The 18064-nt window shown below is 65.9% G+C and carries 17 protein-coding genes; 11 read left to right on the forward strand and 6 right to left on the reverse strand.

Annotated features, from left to right (window positions below):
- From VFH65_RS20210 to VFH65_RS20220, 3 genes are all read left to right on the forward strand, one after another.
- On the forward strand, window positions 1-903 hold a 903-nt coding region (locus VFH65_RS20210), incomplete at its 5' end, for a LacI family DNA-binding transcriptional regulator (protein WP_353323827.1).
- A 176-nt stretch (window positions 904-1079) separates the two neighbouring features.
- Window positions 1080-2024, forward strand: coding sequence for an NAD(P)-dependent oxidoreductase (locus VFH65_RS20215; protein WP_353323828.1), 945 nt, complete (start codon window positions 1080-1082; stop codon window positions 2022-2024).
- Window positions 2017-3264: a M24 family metallopeptidase gene (locus VFH65_RS20220; RefSeq protein WP_353323829.1), complete on the forward strand. Its 1248-nt coding sequence runs from the start codon at window positions 2017-2019 to the stop codon at window positions 3262-3264. Before VFH65_RS20215 ends, VFH65_RS20220 begins: the two co-directional genes overlap by 8 nt.
- Window positions 3265-3277: 13 nt before the next feature.
- Here VFH65_RS20220 and VFH65_RS20225 read toward each other — a convergent pair whose 3' ends face one another.
- The 6 genes from VFH65_RS20225 to VFH65_RS20250 form a co-directional block, all read right to left on the reverse strand.
- Window positions 3278-4009: an ABC transporter ATP-binding protein gene (locus tag VFH65_RS20225; RefSeq protein WP_353323830.1), complete on the reverse strand. Its 732-nt coding sequence runs from the start codon at window positions 4007-4009 to the stop codon at window positions 3278-3280.
- On the reverse strand, window positions 4006-5883 hold the full coding sequence (locus VFH65_RS20230) for a branched-chain amino acid ABC transporter ATP-binding protein/permease (RefSeq protein WP_353323831.1): 1878 nt from the start codon (window positions 5881-5883) through the stop codon (window positions 4006-4008). Before VFH65_RS20230 ends, VFH65_RS20225 begins: the two co-directional genes overlap by 4 nt.
- Complete coding sequence (locus VFH65_RS20235) at window positions 5880-6761, reverse strand: branched-chain amino acid ABC transporter permease (protein WP_353323832.1); 882 nt, start codon at window positions 6759-6761, stop codon at window positions 5880-5882. The genes VFH65_RS20230 and VFH65_RS20235 overlap by 4 nt, the downstream gene beginning before the upstream one ends.
- Window positions 6762-6798: 37 nt before the next feature.
- Window positions 6799-8010 (reverse strand): amino acid ABC transporter substrate-binding protein, encoded by a 1212-nt coding sequence (locus VFH65_RS20240; protein WP_353323833.1) that lies wholly within the window; start codon window positions 8008-8010, stop codon window positions 6799-6801.
- Between the two features lie 272 nt (window positions 8011-8282).
- On the reverse strand, window positions 8283-9449 hold the full coding sequence (locus VFH65_RS20245; RefSeq protein ID WP_353323834.1) for a dihydrolipoamide acetyltransferase family protein: 1167 nt from the start codon (window positions 9447-9449) through the stop codon (window positions 8283-8285).
- Window positions 9450-9466: 17 nt separating this feature from the next.
- Complete coding sequence (locus VFH65_RS20250; protein ID WP_353323835.1) at window positions 9467-11653, reverse strand: alpha-ketoacid dehydrogenase subunit alpha/beta; 2187 nt, start codon at window positions 11651-11653, stop codon at window positions 9467-9469.
- 155 nt (window positions 11654-11808) lie between these two features.
- On the opposite strand from VFH65_RS20250, the gene VFH65_RS20255 reads away from it, so the two are divergent.
- From VFH65_RS20255 to VFH65_RS20290, 8 genes are read left to right on the forward strand one after another with little or no spacing between them, the layout of a single operon-like run.
- Window positions 11809-12333 (forward strand): VOC family protein, encoded by a 525-nt coding sequence (locus VFH65_RS20255; RefSeq protein WP_353323836.1) that lies wholly within the window; start codon window positions 11809-11811, stop codon window positions 12331-12333.
- Window positions 12334-12338: 5 nt separating this feature from the next.
- A complete protein-coding gene (locus tag VFH65_RS20260) occupies window positions 12339-12998 on the forward strand; it encodes a GntR family transcriptional regulator (protein WP_353323837.1) in 660 nt (219 codons plus the stop codon).
- A gap of 60 nt (window positions 12999-13058) precedes the next feature.
- The gene (locus VFH65_RS20265; RefSeq protein WP_353323838.1) at window positions 13059-14435 is read left to right on the forward strand and encodes an NADP-dependent succinic semialdehyde dehydrogenase; all 1377 of its coding nucleotides are present in this window, start codon (window positions 13059-13061) and stop codon (window positions 14433-14435) included.
- A gap of 54 nt (window positions 14436-14489) precedes the next feature.
- A complete protein-coding gene (locus VFH65_RS20270; RefSeq protein ID WP_353323839.1) occupies window positions 14490-15221 on the forward strand; it encodes an MBL fold metallo-hydrolase in 732 nt (243 codons plus the stop codon).
- A gap of 31 nt (window positions 15222-15252) precedes the next feature.
- Entirely contained in the window at window positions 15253-15795 is a 543-nt protein-coding gene (locus VFH65_RS20275; RefSeq protein ID WP_353323840.1) for a hypothetical protein, read from the forward strand.
- Window positions 15796-15804: 9 nt separating this feature from the next.
- On the forward strand, window positions 15805-16428 hold the full coding sequence (locus tag VFH65_RS20280) for a TIGR03085 family metal-binding protein (protein ID WP_353323841.1): 624 nt from the start codon (window positions 15805-15807) through the stop codon (window positions 16426-16428).
- Window positions 16429-16449: 21 nt separating this feature from the next.
- The gene (locus VFH65_RS20285) at window positions 16450-17382 is read left to right on the forward strand and encodes an LLM class F420-dependent oxidoreductase (protein ID WP_353323842.1); all 933 of its coding nucleotides are present in this window, start codon (window positions 16450-16452) and stop codon (window positions 17380-17382) included.
- 39 nt (window positions 17383-17421) lie between these two features.
- Complete coding sequence (locus VFH65_RS20290; protein WP_353323843.1) at window positions 17422-17877, forward strand: hypothetical protein; 456 nt, start codon at window positions 17422-17424, stop codon at window positions 17875-17877.
- Window positions 17878-18064: the final 187 nt, after the last annotated feature.

Below are 18064 nucleotides of genomic sequence, written 5' to 3' on the forward strand. Positions count from 1 at the left end.
GCCGAGATGGGTTACACGCCGAACCCAATCGCCCGCAGCCTCAAGACATCTCGGTCGGCCAGCATCGGACTGTTGATCCCCGATCTGACCAACCCGCTGTTCCCGCCCATCGTGCGGGGGGTCGAGGACGTGCTACGCACCGTCGGCTACAACGCGTGGATCGTCAACACCGACAACCGGCCCGACGTGGAGAAAGCGGCGGTCGACTCGTTCCGCCAGCGCAACGTCGAGGGCTTCGTGTTCGCGACCGCGCATTTGAAACACCCTCTGCTCGACGAACTCGCTGCGGCTTCGACGCCGATGGTGCTGGTCAACCGCCGCAGCAACAGCGCAGACATCCCATCGGTCACTTCCGACGACGCGGCAGGCGTCTCGATGGCGATGCAGCACCTCGTCGATCTCGGCCACACCAACATCGTGCATCTCGCAGGACCGCAGGACCTGTCGACCGGCGTCAACCGGCGTCGCGCATTCCTGGCCAACCTGGAGGAACTCCATCTCCCGGCCGAGAGCTCGCGGACGATCATCTGCGACGAATGGTCAGAGCAGGCGGGTGCGAAGGCAATGCGCGCAATGTTGGATTCTGGTCCTGCGTTCACCGCGGTCCTGGCCGGTAACGACCTGCTTGCCCTCGGCGTCTACGACGCGCTGTCCGAACGCGGCCTGCGCTGCCCCGACGACATCAGCGTGGTCGGGTTCAATGACATGCCGTTCATGGACAAGGTGTCACCGCCCATGACGACGGTACGAATTCCCCACTACGACATCGGCGCAGAAGCGGCGCGACTGCTGCTCGAAGTGCTCAATGACCCTGATCGTCATCCGCGGTCGCTGTTGCTGCCGCTGACGATGGTGGTCCGGTCCTCGACCGGTCCGGTGCCTGCTCCTCGCGCCGGCGACTAGCGCACCTTCGCGCCCGCGCTCTGCCCGTGGCCGGTACAACCGGCTGCAACCGTTCGCACCACCGGCGCTGCCGCATGGTGGAGTGACCGCCATGGATCCCGCGCATGCTGCGGTGTTGACTTGCGCTAGACCGCACGGCAGGATTGCAACCGATTGCAGTCGAGGTGGGAGATTGAATGGGCGACAACGAGACGACGAGCGTTGGGTGGATCGGCGCCGGGCGGATGGGCTACGCGATGATCGAGCGCCTGCTGGACGCCGGTCATGACGTGTCGGTGTACAACCGCACCCGGTCCAAGGCGGAGCCGCTGGCCCAGCGGGGCGCCAAGCTGGTCGACTCCCCCGAGCAGCTCGCCGACCGCGACGTGGTCTTCATCATGGTGGCGGCCTCTGACGACCTCGAGGCCGTCACCGTAGGCGAGGACGGGCTCCTGACCGCAGACGCCTCGCCCCAGATCATCGTCGACTGCTCGACCGTATCGGCGGCCGTCTCAGAGAAGATTCGCCGTCTTGCCGCCGAGCGCGGGACCACGCTTCTGGCCGCGCCGGTCAGCGGCAACCCGAAGGTCGTCAGAGCGGGCAAGCTCACGCTCGCGATCTCGGGCCCACGTGAGGCTTTCGACCGGGCCGAGCCGCTGCTGCGTCCCCTTGGCAGGGGCGTCACCTACGTCGGTGAGGGCGAGGTCGCTCGTCTCGTCAAGATCTGCCACAACGTCTTCCTCGGCGTGGTCGCGCAGTCCCTCGCCGAGATCACCGTGCTTGCTGAGCAGGGCGGCACCAGCCGCCAAGCGTTCTTGGATTTCCTCAACAACTCGGTCATGGGGTCGGTCTTCACTCGGTACAAGTCGCCGGCGTTGGTGAACCTCGACTTCTCCCCGACGTTCACAAATGTCTTGCTGCGCAAGGACTTCGACCTCGGTCTTGAAGCCGCCCGCGAGCACGGCGTGCCGATGCCCGTCGCCGCACTGGCCGCCGAATTGGTGTCCTCGGCGATCGGCGCAGGCCACACCAGCGAGGACTTCGCCACCTTGCTGCTGGAACAGGCCCGACGCTCGGGAGTCGAGCTGGTTTCCGAAGAGGCGGACGTCGACGACGGGCTGGGAACCGACGCGGATGGGTGAGCTGCGACCCCTTCCGGCTCCGGGGCACATGGGCGTCGACTACGAAGAACGCGTCGACTTCGCCCGGCTCCGCGACTACCGACTCGGTCGCGCGAAGGCGGCGTTGGAGTCCAGTGAATGCGGCGCGTTCCTGCTCTTCGACTTCTACAACATCCGCTATACGACCCAGACCTGGATCGGTGGCGCCCTCGGCGACAAGATGACGCGGTACGCGTTGCTCACGCGCACGGCCGACGAGCCGTGGCTGTGGGACTTCGGCTCGGCCGTACGCCATCACCAGATCTACTCGAACTGGCTGCCCGACGAGAACTGCCGCCCCGGCATGCTCGGGATGCGCGGCGCCGTCGCGCCGTCGGCCGGCCTGATGGTGTCGGCCATCCGCGAGCTCAAGGGAATCCTCGAGGACGCCGGCCTTGCCGACGCGCCTGTCGGTGTCGACATCGTCGAGCCCCCGTTCCTGTTCGAGATGCAGCGACAAGGGTTGACCGTCGTCGACTGCCAGCAGCGCATGCTCGACGCGCGGGAGATCAAGTCCGCCGACGAGATCATGCTGCTCACCCAGGCCGCGGCGATGGTCGACGGCGTCTATCAGGACATCGTCGAGGTGCTCAAGCCCGGCATCCGGGAGAACGAGATCGTCGCGCTGGTGAACCAGCGGCTCTACGCGATGGGATCGGATCAGGTGGAGGCGGTCAACGCCATCAGCGGTGAACGATGTAATCCCCATCCGCACAACTTCACCGACCGGCTCATCCGGCCGGGGGACCAAGCCTTCTTCGACATCATCCACAGCTTCAACGGCTACCGCACGTGCTACTACCGGACATTCGCGGTCGGCAGCGCAACGCCGAGCCAGCACGACGCCTACACCAAGGCCCGCGAGTGGATGGATGCCTCCATCGCGATGGTCCGGCCCGGCGTCGGCACCGACGAAGTGGCCGCGGTCTGGCCGAAGGCCACCGAGTTCGGGTTCGACAACGAGCTCGCTGCCTTCGGGCTGCAATTCGGGCACGGCCTTGGCCTCGGTCTGCACGAACGCCCGATCATCTCGCGGCTGAACTCGATGACCGAGCCGATCGAGCTGAAGGAGGGCATGGTGTTCGCACTCGAGACGTATTGCCCTGCCTCCGACGGCTATTCGGCCGCACGTATCGAAGAAGAGGTGGTGGTGACCGCCGATGGGCCGCGGATCCTGACGCTGTTCCCTGCGCAGGAGCTCGTCATCGCCAACAAGTACTGAGCACCCGAGCGGGTCAGGCGGTGGGGGCGGCGTGCACAGCGCCGCCGAAGTAGAGGTCGGCGATCTCGGGGTTGGACAGCACCGATGAGGCCTCGCCGGTCAGCAGCACCCGCCCGCTTTCCATCACGATGCCGCTGGTGGCCATGCGCAACCCGAAGCGAACGTTCTGCTCGACCATCAGCACGGCCTTGCCGCTGCTGCGCATGAGCGAGACCGCCTCGTCGATCACGGTGAGCGACTTGGGATCCAGTCCGAGCGAGGGCTCGTCGAGCAGCACCAGTTTGGGGTCGAGCATCAGCGAGCGGGCGAACTCGACCATGCGGCGCTGGCCGCCGGACAGGTTGCCGCAGCGGATCGATGTCTTGTCGCGAACCAGCGGGAACATGTCGAGCACCTCGTCGTAACGTTGCCGCACCAACGCGCGCTGCCTTCGGATGACGTAGGCACCCATCAGGATGTTCTCCCGAACGGTCAGAGTCGGGAAGAGTCCGTTGCTCTGCGGCACCTGGGTCACGCCCCTTCCGAGCACCGCGTCGGGCGAAAGGCCGGTGATGTCGTCGCCGTCAAGCAGGATGCGGCCCGCGCTCGGTTTGAGCAGACCGCTGACCGCGCGCAGCACGGTGGACTTCCCCGCGCCGTTGGGTCCGACGATGCAGCCGAGCTCGCCAGCGCCTACCTCAAGATCGACGCCCTGCAGGACGTTGCCGCCGCCGTAGCCCGCGACCACTCCATCGAGCCGAATCATGCCGGATTCCTTTCCACCGCAGGCACGTCCGCGGACTGCTTGGCTTTCGACGGCGCTTCGAGCAGGTAGTCGTCGCCGAGGTAGGCGTCGAGCACGAGCGGGTCCTTCTGGATCTGCTCGGGTGTGCCGTTGGCGATCACCGCGCCGCGCGCCAACACCCTGATCGGGTCGCACAGCCCCACGACGAACGGCATGTTGTGTTCGACCAGCAGGAAGGTCGTGCCCCTGGCGTTGAGATCACGGATCAGATCGCCCATCCGCTCGATCAGCGTCGGGTTGATACCGCCCGCGGGCTCGTCGAGCAGGATCAGCTTCGGATCCAGCATGAGCACCTGGGCCAGCTCCACCAGCTTCTGCTGGCCGTAGGACAGCGACCCGGCGAGTGCGTCGCGGTAGGCGGACATCCCGACGAACTCGAGCAGTTCGCTTGCGCGCGCGGCCTCCGAGCCGCTCACCGCGCCAAGTCCCAGTTGGCGCACCGAGAAGTCGCGCAGCGGGGCGACGGTGTTCTCCAACACCGTCATCTCGGGGAACAGCCGGGTGATCTGGAAGGTTCGGCCCACCCCGCGGTGGGCCCTCGACCACGGCGAAAGACGTTCGATGCGTTCGCCGTTGAGCAGGATCTCACCTTTGTGGGGCGTCATGGTGCCCGAGATCAGGTTGAACACCGTGGTCTTGCCCGACCCGTTGGGTCCGATCAGCGCGGTGATCGAGCCCTCTGGCACCGTGAAACTGCAGTCGTTGACCGCATGGTTGCCGCCAAAGCTCTTGTGCAGCCCACGGACCTCCAGCAGGGTACGCCCTGTCGGCGCAGGCCGCTTGACGTCGGCAGGCGCGAGCGGGCGGTCCAGCGGATTGAGCCGGGCACCGGAAAGACCAACGGTGCCTTTGGTTCTCGCCTTCTCCAACAATGCCGCCACGGTCGGCAGGATGCCTTTTGGCAGCAGGATCACCAGCAGCACCAGCAGACCGCCGAACAACACAAGGCGGGCGTTGCCGCCGCCGAAGGTGTCGTTGGCGAAGGTGTTGACGGGCTGGATGATGAACGCGCCGAGCACCGGTCCGAACAGCGTGCCGCGCCCGCCGAGGATGACCGACAGCACGATCAGCGCGCTGGTGATGATCGAGAACATGCCGATCGGGTCGACGAACGACAAGTAGTAACCGTACGCCGATCCAGCCATCCCGACGAACAGTGCACTGGCGCCGAACGCCAGCAGCTTGTACACCGGAGCGTTGACGCCGATCGTGCCCGCCTTGCCCTCGTCCTCGCGAATTGCGATGAGCCCCATACCGAATTTGGTGCGCCGGATGGCCCACGTCATCAATAGCGACAGCGCAAGCAGCGTCACCAGGACGAGGTGGAAGGGCCAGTTGCCCCACGCGTCCGGCCAGTCAGGCAACGGCAGGGTCAGCCCGGCGGTGCCGTTGGTCACCGGCACCCATTCGATGGCGACGAACTGCGCAAGGAACAGGAACGCCACCGTGATGATCACGAACGCGGGGCCGCGGGAGCGGTAGGTCACCAGACCCAGCAGCATGGCGATCGCCGCGGCGAACACGCCGGCGACCGGAACCCACAGCAGCGGCGGAACATTGGGGATCCGGATGGCCAGGATGGCACCGACATACGCACCGATACCGATAAAGGCGCCCTGACTCAGCGACAGGTAGCCGGTGTAGCCGGTGATCACGTTCAGACCGCTGGCGCCGATGGCCAGCACCAGCGCCATGATCACCGTGTTCTGCGCGGACATGCTGGGCGACAACGGAAATAGCACGATCACGACGGCCGCGACCACGACGACGGCCCGAGTCACCAGTGTCTGCAGCCGCGGATCCAGCAGTCGGGTGGCCAGGGTTATGGCACTCATGCGACCGCGTCCTCTCGAAGCCGGGTGCCGAGGATGCCCTGCGGGCGGGTGATCAGCACGACGATGATGACGAGGAAGGGCACCGCGACGGGCCAGGCTGCGCCGAGGTAGCTGGTGGCCGCGATCTCACCAACGCCGATGACGAGCGCCCCGAGGATGGCGCCGGGAAGGCTGCCCAGTCCGCCGAGCACGACGATGGCCAGCAGTCGGGCGATCCACTGGTAATGCGAGCCGGGCAGGAAAGGGTAGATGGTGCTGAGCATCGCCCCGCCTGCGCCAAGCGTCGAGACGCCGATGGCGAAAGTGAGCGCGGCGATCGTGGCCACGCTCACCCCCACCAGTAGCGCCCCGCTCTCGTTCGCCGACGCGGCGCGGATGGCGCGACCCGCCCAGGTGTGGTTGAGCAACAAGTAGAGACCGCCGAGGATCAGCACCGCGATGCCTGCGGCGATGAGCATCACCTGAGGTATGTACAACGGCCCCAACGCAATCGAGGCGTCGGTATAGGACACCCGCACCGCCGCGGACGTGTTGCCCCAGATGAAGCCCATGATCCCCTCCAGCATCAGCGCGATGCCGAAGGTGGCCAACACCGTCATGCTGACGTGGGATCCGCGGACGTGCCGGATCACCGTTACGTAGACCAGCCAACCGACGCCGAACATCACCGCCATCACGATGGGAATCGACAGGATCGGGTCAAGCCCGAGGCGCTGCCACAGCGTGAAGGTCAGGAACGCCGCCAGCACCGCGAACGCCCCGTGGGCGAGGTTGATCACCCGCATGACCCCGAAGATCAGCGTCAGCCCCGAAGCCATCAGCGCGTAGAGCGCGCCGACGAGCAGACCGAGGATGAGGGTTTGGATGAACGAGGTCATGCGTTGCGGCTCCTAACGCTGCGTCAGTCCTGCGGCGTCAGATTGGGCCACCCTGCCAACGCAGGATCTTGTCGGTGGTGGCGACATCGGTGGGCAACACGACCTGCGAAACGCCACCCTGCCACTGACCCACCAGGAACTCGCCCTTGGGGCTGCCGTCGGCGTTCCAGCTCAGCGGGCCGAGGATCGTTTCGACGGTGTTGTTGCGCAGCCAGTCAGCGAGCTTGGCCTGATCGTCGATGGAGCCGACGGCCGTGACCGCGGCGGCGAGCACCTGCCCTGCGGCGAATCCGTCGGCGGCGTCCTCTGGCGGGAGCCCGCCGAACTTCTCCTCGAACTTCTTGACGAACTCGGCGTTCTGGTTGGTCTTGGCGAGTGAGCTGTAGCTCGACGAGAAGAACACGCCCTCGGCGTTCTGCTCTCCGACACCTTCGAGGTACTGCTGTCCGTAGGTGGGCGAACTGCTCTGGTACACGATGGACGGCTTGTAACCGGCACGGTTCATCGACCTGATCATGTTGACGCCATCCTCGAATTGTGCGCCCTGCACCACGATTTCGGCGCCGGCATCGCGCATGGCATTGACGACGGAGTCGAAGTTCTTGGTCGTCGCCGGGTATTCGTCCTTGTAGACGGTCCTGATGCCCGCCGCGGACAGGATCTTCTCGGCTCCTTCGACCACCGGGCCCGCGAACGGATCATCCAGCGACGGGTACGCGGCAGTCTTCGGCCGCTGCTCGGGGGGCAAGTTGGCGATCCATTCGGCGAACACCTTGGCCTGGTCAGTGGCGACGGCCTGTTGCGAGAAGAAGATGTACTTGAAGCCCCGGTTGTACATGTCGGGTGAGCCGCACGACGGGCACACGAACAGCATGTTGTTCTTCTCGGCGACCGCCGAGGAGGGGATGTTCAGCAGCGACGACTGGCTGCCGAGCACCAAGTTGACCTTGTCCTTGGAGATCAGGTTGTTGTAGTTGCTGACGGCGGTGTCCTGGGTCGTTGCGTCGTCGCGGACGATGATCTCGACCGGCTTGCCGAGCAGCCCGCCCGCCTCGTTGGTCATCTCGACCCAGGTCTCGTACCCGTGCTGGGTGTCCAGGCCGCCCTGGCTGAACTCACCGGTGAGGGGAAGCGAGGCGCCGATCGTGATGGTGTCACCGTTGTTCGGGGTGTCCGCAGAACACCCCGACACGGCGAGGGCGATTGCGGCGGCGGCCGCTATCGCGCGAAGTGCAGTTGTTCTGCGCAATGTCCAAACCTTTCTGTCAGATCGATTGCCGATTGATCTGCAGCGCCATGTACCGAACATGTTATGCAATCGATTGCTATGCACCATGTCACATTTCACCTTCGGGTGTCAACGAATCTTGAGGCCTTAAGCCGGCCCGTCCTGCGAGCTAAGTACCGGCGGGACAGCATCAACGTTAAAGGGGGGATTGCTGCGGAGACTTCCACAGCTTTGCGGTGCGGTACCTGCCTATCGACAATCGATTGCAGCGCGCTGGTTTGGGCGCGCTGCCGTCAGATCAGCATGGTCAATGGATTCTCGATGCGACGGACAAAGGCGGCCATCCACGCGGCGGCGACCGCACCGTCGATCACCCGGTGATCGGCCGACAGCGTGACCGCCATGACCGTGCCCACCTGCAGTTCACCGTCGACGACTACGGGTTGCTGGATGGCGCCGCCGACGGCGAGGATGCCGGACTGTGGCGGGTTGAGGATGGCGGAAAACTCTTTGACGCCGAACATCCCGAGGTTGGATACCGAGAAGCTGCCGCCCTCGAGCTCGTGCTGTTGGAGCTTTCCGGCTCTGGCCCGCTGTGCGAGATCGGCGGCTTGTGCCGAAATCGCCGAGAGCGGCGCGGTGTCGACACCACGCAGCACCGGTGTCAGCAGCCCACCGTCCACCGCCACGGCCACGGCGATATCGGCGTTGTCGTATCGGCGGATCGAGTCGCCGTTCCAGATCGCGTTGGCGTCCGGTATCTCGATCAGTGCGCCCGCCACGGCTTTGAGGACGAAGTCGTTCAGCGACACCTTGATGGCGGCGGCCGCGTTGATTCGGCGCCGCAGCTCGAGCAGGTCGTCGACGCAGCAATCCGCGGTGACATAGAAGTGCGGCACCGTCGTCTTGCTCTCGGTGAGCCGGCGTGCGATGGCCTTGCGCATCCCGGTGAGGGGGATATCCGTGAAATCTGTCGTCGGTCCATGTGATTCGACCGCAACGACGGTTTCGGCGACCGGCAGCCGGTCCACATCACGGCGCACGATACGCCCGCCGGGTCCGGTGCCCTTGACGCTCGCCAGCTCGATTCCGCGCTCACGCGCGAGCTTTCGCACCAGCGGCGTGGCGAACAGGCGCTCGCCGTTGGTCGCGGCCACGGGCTCCCGCGTTGCCGAGACGGCGGCCACAGGCTCGGCGGCCGACTCCGGCACGGCGACGTCGATGTCGGCGTCGGTCTCCCCCGGCGCCAGCACCAGCGCGATCGGCTCACCCACCGCAATCGTCGCCCCCGGTTCCGCGATCAGCCGGCCAAGGATCCCGCTTACCTCGGCGACGTATTCGACGACGGCCTTCTCGGTTTCGATCTCGGCAAGCGGGTCACCAACGGTGATCTCCTGCCCCTCGGTAACGAGCCAAGCCTGGATGACGGCTTCGCCCGCGTTGGCAAGCACTTCGGGCATCCGCACCACTGTGGGCATCAGCGTTGCCCCATTCCAACCCGGATCTTCTCCAGACCGGCAACGACGTCCTCAGTGCGGGCTATCGCGGCGCGCTCGAGCACCTTGGAGATGCTCGGCGACGCCTCCGAACCGGACACCCGTTCCACAGGTTGGTCCAACCAGTCGAAGAGCCTGCGCTGAATCTCGTCGGCGAGCCAGCCACCGTATGAGCTGCCGCGTGCACCCTGTTCGACGAGCAAGACCGCGTTGGTCTTTCGGACACTGGCCGCGATCGTGTCCCAGTCGATCGACGCGCGATCCAGCCAGCGCAGGTCGATCAGTTCCGCGTCGATGTCGGTCTGTCCGATCGCCTCGAGGCAGTGCGACACCATGGACAGATAGCTGATGACGGTGACGTCGCTGCCTGTCCGCCGGACCGCGGCGCGGCCCGGCGGGATGATGTAATCCAGATCCCCTTCGGGGACCTGGTCGGCGACACCGTAGAGGTCGACGTGTTCGATGACGAGCACCGGATCTTGAAGGGCCAAAGCGGCATTCATCAGCCCGACGTAGTCGGCGGCGGTAGAGGGCGCCACGATCCGCCAGCCAGGGCTGGTCGCGAAGATGCCCGCAGGGTCCATCAGGTGCTGAGACCCGTAACCGGCACCCATCGCTACCTTGGTGCGCAGCACGAACGGCACCGGGTTGTCACCACCGAACATGTGCCGCGCTTTGCCTATCTGGTTGAACACCTGGTCGGCGGCCACCCACATGAAGTCGGGGTACATGAACTCGACCACCGGCCGGAAGCGGCCGTCGAGCGCCAGTCCACCGCCGATGCCGGTGAACGCGTTCTCGCTGATGGGCGTTCCCACCAGCCTGTTCTCGCCGTACTTCGTCAGCCCCTTGGTGGCGCCGTTGGTGCCACCGCCAAGGCGGTGCACGTCCTCGCCGAACACCACTATGCGCTCGTCGCAGGCCATCCGGCGGTCCATCACGGCGGCCACTGCCTCGACGAATTTCATTGAGCGCCAAGGCCCTTGATGCTTCGTGGGTTCCAGGGCAGCAAGTGTTTCCAGCTCGCTTGCGTCACCTCGCAGGCCGACGTCGACGAACCCGGGATCGGGCCACAACTGCGGCCGGATGCGACGCTTGCCGGCGTTGTCAGGGTCGGCCTCGACCAGCTCGGCAGCGGCGGCGGTCATCGCTTCCTGCGCCTGCCTGCGCAATGACGTCACCCCTGCCTCGTCGATGAGGCCGAGTGCGATCATCTCGCGTGCGACCCGGTCGATCGGGTCACGGACGCGCCACTGCGCTTCCTCCTCTTTGTCGCGGTACCCGAACGCGCTGCCCGGGTAGGGCCCGTTCTGGTGGAAGAACCGGTACACCTCGACTTCGATGACCGCGGGTCCCTCGCCGCTGCGCATTCGGTCAGCGGCCCGCTCGGTGGCGAGATGAACAGCCAACGGATCCATGCCGTCGACGCGCCAGCCGGGAATACCGAATCCCTGGCCGCGCACCGACAACCGGGGATCGGCGGTGATCTCGTCGACCCTCGTGGACACGGCGTACAGATTGTTCTCGATGAAGAAGCAAAACGGCAGCTTCCATGCTGCAGCGAGATTCATCGTCTCCAGCACGGAGCCGATCTGACTGGCCCCGTCGCCGAAGTAGCTGATCGTGAGATCGCTAGTGCCACTGCGCTTTTGGGCCCAGGCGTTACCGGCTCCCATCGGGACACCGCCGCCGACGATCGCGTTGGTACCAAGGGCGCCCGCTTCGAACCATTGCAGGTGCATGGATCCCCCGCGCCCACGGCAGTAACCCTGGGCCAGCCCGAGTATCTCGGCCAGAGTCCGTTGCAGCACCCGCTGGACCTTCGGGCTGACCGCCGCGGCGGGATCGATGACCCCGCCCGTGACGTGCGTCAGCGCCTTGGCGAGGAACTGGTGATGCCCGCGGTGTGATCCGTTGACCGCATCAGTGGAGCGCAGGCCGACAATCGATCCGACCGCGCCGCCTTCCTGCCCGATGCTTGAATGCGCTGGCCCGTGCACCAGACCTTCACCCGCCAGCTCGAGCACGGTTTCTTCGAAGGCGCGAATGAGGTGCAGTTCGGCGAGCATGGTGCCCAGAAGTTGTGGGGAGGCGGCCTTCCAGTCGTCGTCGGTGGTCGACAGTTCGACCCAGGCGGAGCCGGTCTCGAGGCGTTGTTCGCGTGGCATAACCCTTATCTCCGTTGACCGCGCGCGACCGGCGACGCCGGTGGCGTTGGGGATCAAGGTACGCCGATTGGATGCACTTTGGCTAGATCGGTGGGTTGTATCCCGAGTTATGTCCGCTATCGTGGCCGTATTGGATCCATTCCACGGGAGGCTGCATGGCACTACCTGGACTGGTGGGCACCGATCACGTCGGGTTCACCGTGCCCGACCTGGAGGAAGCCCACGACTTCTTCGTGCGGGTTCTTGGTTGCACGCACGTGTACACGCTCGGCCCGTATCAACATGACGATGACTGGATGCACGAGCACCTCAACGTCCATCCGCGCACCGTGATGCGGCAGCTGCGCTTCTACCGGTGCGGCACGGGAGCCAATTTCGAGGTCTTCGAGTATGAGCCTGCCGACGGACAGGCACCCATTCCGCGCAACAGCGACATCGGCGGCCACCATTTGGCGTTCTACGTGCACGACATCGATGCGGCCGTCGATCACCTTCGCGCCGAGGGTATTCGGGTGCTTGGCGCTCCGACGGCCAGTCGCAACGCCAGCGAAGGTCAGCGATGGGTGTACTTTCTCAGCCCCTGGGGCATGCAGTTCGAGCTGGTGAGCTTCCCGAACGGCAAGGCATACGAGAAGGACACCGAGGTGTTGTTGTGGAACCCGAACGATCCGGCACAGTAGACAGGGTGGCGCAACCCCAGGTACGCGACGGCGCCAGCGGAGCGCGGGTCGCCGACGAACTGCGCGCGGCGATCCTGCACGGCGCCTATCCGCCGGGCACCCGGCTGCGGCAGGAGGAACTCGCCGCACAGTACGGGGCCAGCCGCGTGCCGATCCGCGAGGCGCTGCGAATTCTGGAGGCCGAGGGCCTCGTCACCATGGTGGCCAACGCTGGCGCATGGATTGCCAGCCTGAGCCCCGACGAATGCGCCGAGCTGTATCAAGTCCGCGAGCGGATCGAACCACTTCTGTTGCGCTACAGCATGCCTCACCTGACGTCCGCCGATATCGACCGCTTGGCCGAGCTGGTCGATGAGATGCGCAACACCCGCGATATCGAGCATTTCCTCGCACTGGACCGGGAGTTTCATTTGGGCAGCTACCGACGGGCCGAGACGACGTTTCTGCGCCCGACCGTCGAACGGCTGTGGAACTCCACCCAGCACTACCGCCGCGCCTTCACCCGGCTGCTGGACGTCGACAGCAACCGGATTGTGCACGATGAACACCACATGCTCGTGGCGGCGATCCGCGAGAACGATCCTGACGACGCCGAGCGCGTGCTGCTCGGCCACATCCGCAGGACCCGGCTGCAGCTCACGCGCCATCCCGAGGTTTTCACGTAGGCAGGCCAGGCGCACACACCATCAATCTCATCCAATCCGTCGAAGGAGTAACCAGAGAACATGACGATCGCCACCGTGAACCCCGCCACGGGCGAGACCGTGGAAACCTTTGAACCCCACGACGACGCCGAGGTGGCGCGTCGCATCGCAGAGACTGCCGAGGCCGCTGTCGCGTTGCGGGACACCACGTTTGCCCAACGCGCCGAGTGGATGAACACCACCGCAGACATCCTGGAGGCCGATGTCGAGCAGGCCGCCCAGATGCTCACCCTCGAAATGGGTAAGCCCATCGGCCAGGCCCGCGCCGAGGTACTCAAGTGCGCGAAGAACATGCGGTTCTATGCCGAGCACGCGGAGTCCTTCCTCGCCGACGAGCCATTGGACGATCCCTCCACGGTGTCGGCGTCGCAGGCCTGGACGGTGTGGCAGCCACTCGGTGTGGTGCTGGCGGTGATGCCGTGGAATTACCCACTGTGGCAAGTCATCCGGTTCGCCGCACCTGCGCTGATGGCAGGCAACACGGGACTGCTCAAGCACGCCTCGAATGTGCCGCAATCCGCGCTGTACCTCGACAACCTGTTCGACAAAGGCGGCTTCCCGACCGGGTCCTTCCGCACCCTGCTGATCGGGTCGGCCGAAGTCGCTGCAGTGATCGCCGACGATCGCGTCAAGGCCGTCACCTTGACCGGCTCGGAACCGGCGGGCCGCTCGGTGGCGTCGACGGCAGGCGGGCAGATCAAGAAGGCGGTGCTCGAACTCGGCGGCTCCGACCCGTTCATCGTGTTGCCCAGCGCCGACCTCGACGCCGCTTCCACGGTGGCCGTCAAGGCCAGGATCTCCAACAACGGCCAATCCTGCATCGCAGGAAAGCGTTTCATCGTGCACACCGATGTCTATGACGAGTTCGCCCGCCTGTTCGTCGCGAAGATGGACACCCTGGTGGTCGGCGACCCGATGGACGAAGCCACCGACGTCGGACCGCTGGCTACCGCATCGGGACGAGACGACCTCGCCGAACTGGTCGACGATGCGGTGGCCAAGGGTGCCGAGGTGCTCACCGGCGGCGGTGCTCCCGATGGTCCCGGCTGGTTCTACTCGCCCACTGTGCTGGCCGGGCTCAGCGATGACATGCGAGTGGTGATGGAGGAGGCATTCGGGCCGGTTGCGTCCCTGTACCGAGTCGCCGATCGCGAGGAGGCGGCACGTGTGGCCAACCAAACCACCTTCGGTCTGAGCTCGGCGGTTTGGAGTAACGATGCGGCAGAACAGGACTGGTTCATCCGGCACCTCGACGCGGGCGCGGTGTTCGTCAACGGGATGACGGTGTCGTATCCGGAGTTGCCGTTCGGAGGCGTCAAGGACTCGGGTTACGGCCGTGAACTGGCTGCCGCGGGGATCCGCGAGTTCTGCAACCTCAAGACGGTCTGGAAAGCCTGAGCTCTGTCTGCGGATTCGACGCGCCACCCGCCCGAACAGGCGGACCATGGGTACATGGAGACCAAAATCGACGAGATCGGGACGGACATCTACCGGCTGTCCACCTATGTTCCGGACGTCACCGCGCAGGGCTTCACGTTCAACCAGTTCTTGCTCACCGGGGACGAACCTTTCCTGTTCCACTGCGGGCATCGCCAGCTGTTCCCGCTGGTGTCCGAAGCCATTAACGGGGTGATGCCGCTGGAGAAGCTGAGGTGGATAGCGTTCGGCCATGTCGAGGCCGACGAGTGCGGAGCGGTCAACCTGTTGCTGGCGGCCGCACCTAATGCCGAGGTGATACACGGTGCTCTTGCCTGCATGGTGTCGCTCAACGACTTGTGCGACCGACCGCCGGTGATCGCCAGCGAGGAACCGGGCGCCGTGCACGATATCGGCGGGCACCGGCTGCGCTTCCTCCCCACCCCACACGTGCCGCACAACTGGGAGGCGGCGCTGTGGTTCGACGAGACCACCTCGACGCTGCTCGCGGGCGACATCCTCTCGCACATCGGTCAGTGCCCTGCGGTTACCGAGTCAGACTGTGTAGCACCGGCTTTGGACGCCGAGGAGGTGTTCCACGCCACCGGGCTGACGACGAACCTGGCGCCGACGCTCGAGCAGCTCGCCGCACTGAACCCCACGACGCTGGCGATCATGCACGGCTCGTCGTTCACGGGTGACGGCGCCGGACAGCTGCGGGAGCTGGCACGCGGATACGAGGCGATGGCTGGCGCGTCATTGCGATGACCGAGGCATCCCACTAAGTAGCCTTGGCGGGATGAAGGTCCGGCTGGTCCTTGCGGGCGTCCTCGCCGTCGGTGCGCTGCTGGCAGGCTGCCAGTCGGGCACATCCGGCACACCCGTCACGAGCCCGGACTCCCCCACCGAGCCGAGCTTCCCGACCAGCCGGCCGACCCGGCCCACCGCCGCCCCGCCGAAGACGCTGACGCCCACACCCCCGCCGTCGGTGCCCGCGCCGGGCGCCGAAGTGTTGGCGCCCCAGAACGGCTACGTCTTCATCGAGACGAAGTCGGGCCAGACCCGCTGTCAGATCAACGAGAACGAGGTCGGCTGCGAAGCCCAATTCACGAACTCACCCATGCAGGACGGGGTGCGCACCAACGGCGTTCGGCTAACCGCCGACGGAAACGTCGAGTGGCTCGTCGGCAACCTCGGCGACATCCCGGTCGTCACGCTCGACTACCGGACGTACCGCGCGCTCGGCTGGACCATCGAGGCGAGCGAGGACGGCACCCGGTTCACCAATGACAGCACGGGCCACGGCATGGTTGTGGCCATCGAGGACGTGCAGACGTTCTAGGGTTGGGGCATGACCGCCGCTCAGCGTGAACGCGCGGCACTCGTCGAGAGCATGCGGGCCGTCGGGCCTGACGCGCCGACGCTGTGCGGTGACTGGACAGCCCGCGACCTCGCCGCCCACCTCGTCGTGCGCGAAGGCAGGCTGGACACCACCCCCGGCATCGTCCTGCCGTTTCTCGCCGACCACACCGAAAAGGTCCGGCGCCAGGCCGCGGAGTCAACGAACTGGGATGACCTGCTGGACAAGGTCGCGTCCGGCCCATCGCTCTTGTCGCCATTCAAGATCCTCGATCCGGTGGCCAACATGGGCGAGATGTTCATCCACAACGAGGACGTTCGTCGCGCCCAAAGCGGTTGGGAGCCACGCACTCTCGATGACGCTACGGTGAACGCGCTGGGCCGCGGGCTCGGTGTGATGGCGCGGCTGACGCTGGCCAAGGCGCCCGCCCGGGTATCGCTGCGCACCCCGCAGGGCAAGACCCTGGCCACCGTGGGCAAGGGCCCGGCGCTGAGCATCACCGGTGAGCTACCTGAGCTGCTGCTGTTCATCTCAGGCCGCGACGAGGTGCGGCTCACCTTCGACGGAGATGCCGAGACGGTCGACGATGTCCGCGCCGCCCGGCGCGGGCTCTGAGGTCCCTCTAGGCTGGCGTCCGTGGATTTTCGCGTGTTCGTCGAACCTCAGCAGGGTGCCAGCTACGCCGACCAACTCGCGGTCGCTCAAGCGGCCGAGTCACTGGGTTATTCCGCGTTCTTTCGGTCGGACCACTATGTCGCGATGAGCGGCGACGGCCTGCCAGGACCGACCGATTCGTGGGTGACGCTTGGCGGTATCGCCCGGGAGACCACGTCGATCAGGCTGGGCACGATGGTCACGTCCGCCACCTTCCGCCACCCAGGCCCGCTGGCGATCTCCGTCGCCCAGGTCGACGAAATGAGCGGCGGCCGTGTCGAATTCGGTATCGGCGCAGGCTGGTTCGAAGCCGAGCACCTCGCCTATGCGATCCCATTCCCGCCGCTGGGCGAACGATTCGACAGGCTGAGCGAGCAGCTGGACATCATCACCGGGCTGTGGACCACACCGGTCGGCGAGAAATTCGACTACTCAGGGACCCACTACACCGTCGTGGAATCCCCTGCGCTGCCCAAACCGGTCCAATCACCGCATCCGCCGATCATCATCGGCGGCGCGGGCGCCAAGCGCACACCGGCGCTGGCGGCCGCGTTCGCCGCCGAGTTCAACGTGCCGTTCGCCCCGCTGGACGTGGCGAAGGCGCAGATCGAGCGGGTCGCCGCCGCGCTGGCCGATGCCGGGCGCGAGGCGGATTCGCTGACCTACTCGGCGGCCTTCGTGGTCTGCGCGGGTCGCGACGACGCGGAAATCGCTCGGCGTGCGGCCGCGATCGGTCGCGAGGTCGACGAGTTGCGCAGCAACTCGCCTCTGGTGGGCACGCCAGGCGAGATCGCCGAAAAGTTGAGCGGCTATATAGAGGCCGGCGTGCAACGCGTTTACCTGCAGCTTCTCGACATGTCCGACCTCGACCACCTGGAGTTCTTCGCAAGCCAGGTCATCCCTGCCGTCGGCTGACGGACACCTGGTTAGGCCCCGCGGCTACTATCAGTGCCCGTGACCAGCCGGAATTCCGACGACTACGACGGTGAGCAACGCGACCCGTCGTCCATTCCCTGGCACAACCGCACCCCGGCCGTTCTCGGCGCCAGCGTCCTCGGCATCGTCGTCATCGGAATCCTCGTGTTGGCCGTGACGTACGTGTCGCGCCAGTTCAGCGAGCCCACCCAGGCGCCGACCTACTATGTCGAGCCGTCATACTCGGCGACCGCCCCGCCGACGACGACGCCGACCACGACCCAGACGATCACCAGCACGAGCCCTCCCGTCACCTCCGATATCAACCCGGGAGCACCGACGTCGACCACCGACACATCGGGCAGCGAAACATCGGGCAGCGAAACATCGACTCCCGAGACCACTGCAGGCGAAGACGACGGGGAGACACGGCGCCCCACGACCCGCCGGACACCCCGCACGAATATCACTCGCACGCTCTACCCGCGCCCCTGAACGCCTACTATCAGTGCCCGTGGCGCGCTACGGACCTCCCGGCAATCCGGATTACCCCGACGACGAACCGACCGCTTACCTCCCGCAGGGCGAGCTACCGGAAGAAGCTGAGCCCTGGTATCGCAAGCCCGCCGCGCTCGTGGCGTTCGGCGCGATCGGGGCGGTACTGGTCGCGCTGATCGTGTGG

Source organism: Mycobacterium sp., assembly GCF_035697385.1.
Taxonomy (GTDB): domain Bacteria; phylum Actinomycetota; class Actinomycetes; order Mycobacteriales; family Mycobacteriaceae; genus Mycobacterium.

What these genes read in the sequence shown, in the direction of transcription:
- VFH65_RS20215 (WP_353323828.1), top strand. Translation starts at nt 1,080, where the DNA reads ATGGGCGACAACGAGACGACGAGCGTTGGGTGGATCGGCGCCGGGCGG.
- VFH65_RS20220 (WP_353323829.1), top strand. Translation starts at nt 2,017, where the DNA reads ATGGGTGAGCTGCGACCCCTTCCGGCTCCGGGGCACATGGGCGTCGAC.
- VFH65_RS20225 (WP_353323830.1), bottom strand. Translation starts at nt 4,009, where the DNA reads ATGATTCGGCTCGATGGAGTGGTCGCGGGCTACGGCGGCGGCAACGTC.
- VFH65_RS20230 (WP_353323831.1), bottom strand. Translation starts at nt 5,883, where the DNA reads ATGAGTGCCATAACCCTGGCCACCCGACTGCTGGATCCGCGGCTGCAG.
- VFH65_RS20235 (WP_353323832.1), bottom strand. Translation starts at nt 6,761, where the DNA reads ATGACCTCGTTCATCCAAACCCTCATCCTCGGTCTGCTCGTCGGCGCG.
- VFH65_RS20245 (WP_353323834.1), bottom strand. Translation starts at nt 9,449, where the DNA reads ATGCCCGAAGTGCTTGCCAACGCGGGCGAAGCCGTCATCCAGGCTTGG.
- VFH65_RS20250 (WP_353323835.1), bottom strand. Translation starts at nt 11,653, where the DNA reads ATGCCACGCGAACAACGCCTCGAGACCGGCTCCGCCTGGGTCGAACTG.
- VFH65_RS20255 (WP_353323836.1), top strand. Translation starts at nt 11,809, where the DNA reads ATGGCACTACCTGGACTGGTGGGCACCGATCACGTCGGGTTCACCGTG.
- VFH65_RS20265 (WP_353323838.1), top strand. Translation starts at nt 13,059, where the DNA reads ATGACGATCGCCACCGTGAACCCCGCCACGGGCGAGACCGTGGAAACC.
- VFH65_RS20270 (WP_353323839.1), top strand. Translation starts at nt 14,490, where the DNA reads ATGGAGACCAAAATCGACGAGATCGGGACGGACATCTACCGGCTGTCC.
- VFH65_RS20275 (WP_353323840.1), top strand. Translation starts at nt 15,253, where the DNA reads ATGAAGGTCCGGCTGGTCCTTGCGGGCGTCCTCGCCGTCGGTGCGCTG.
- VFH65_RS20280 (WP_353323841.1), top strand. Translation starts at nt 15,805, where the DNA reads ATGACCGCCGCTCAGCGTGAACGCGCGGCACTCGTCGAGAGCATGCGG.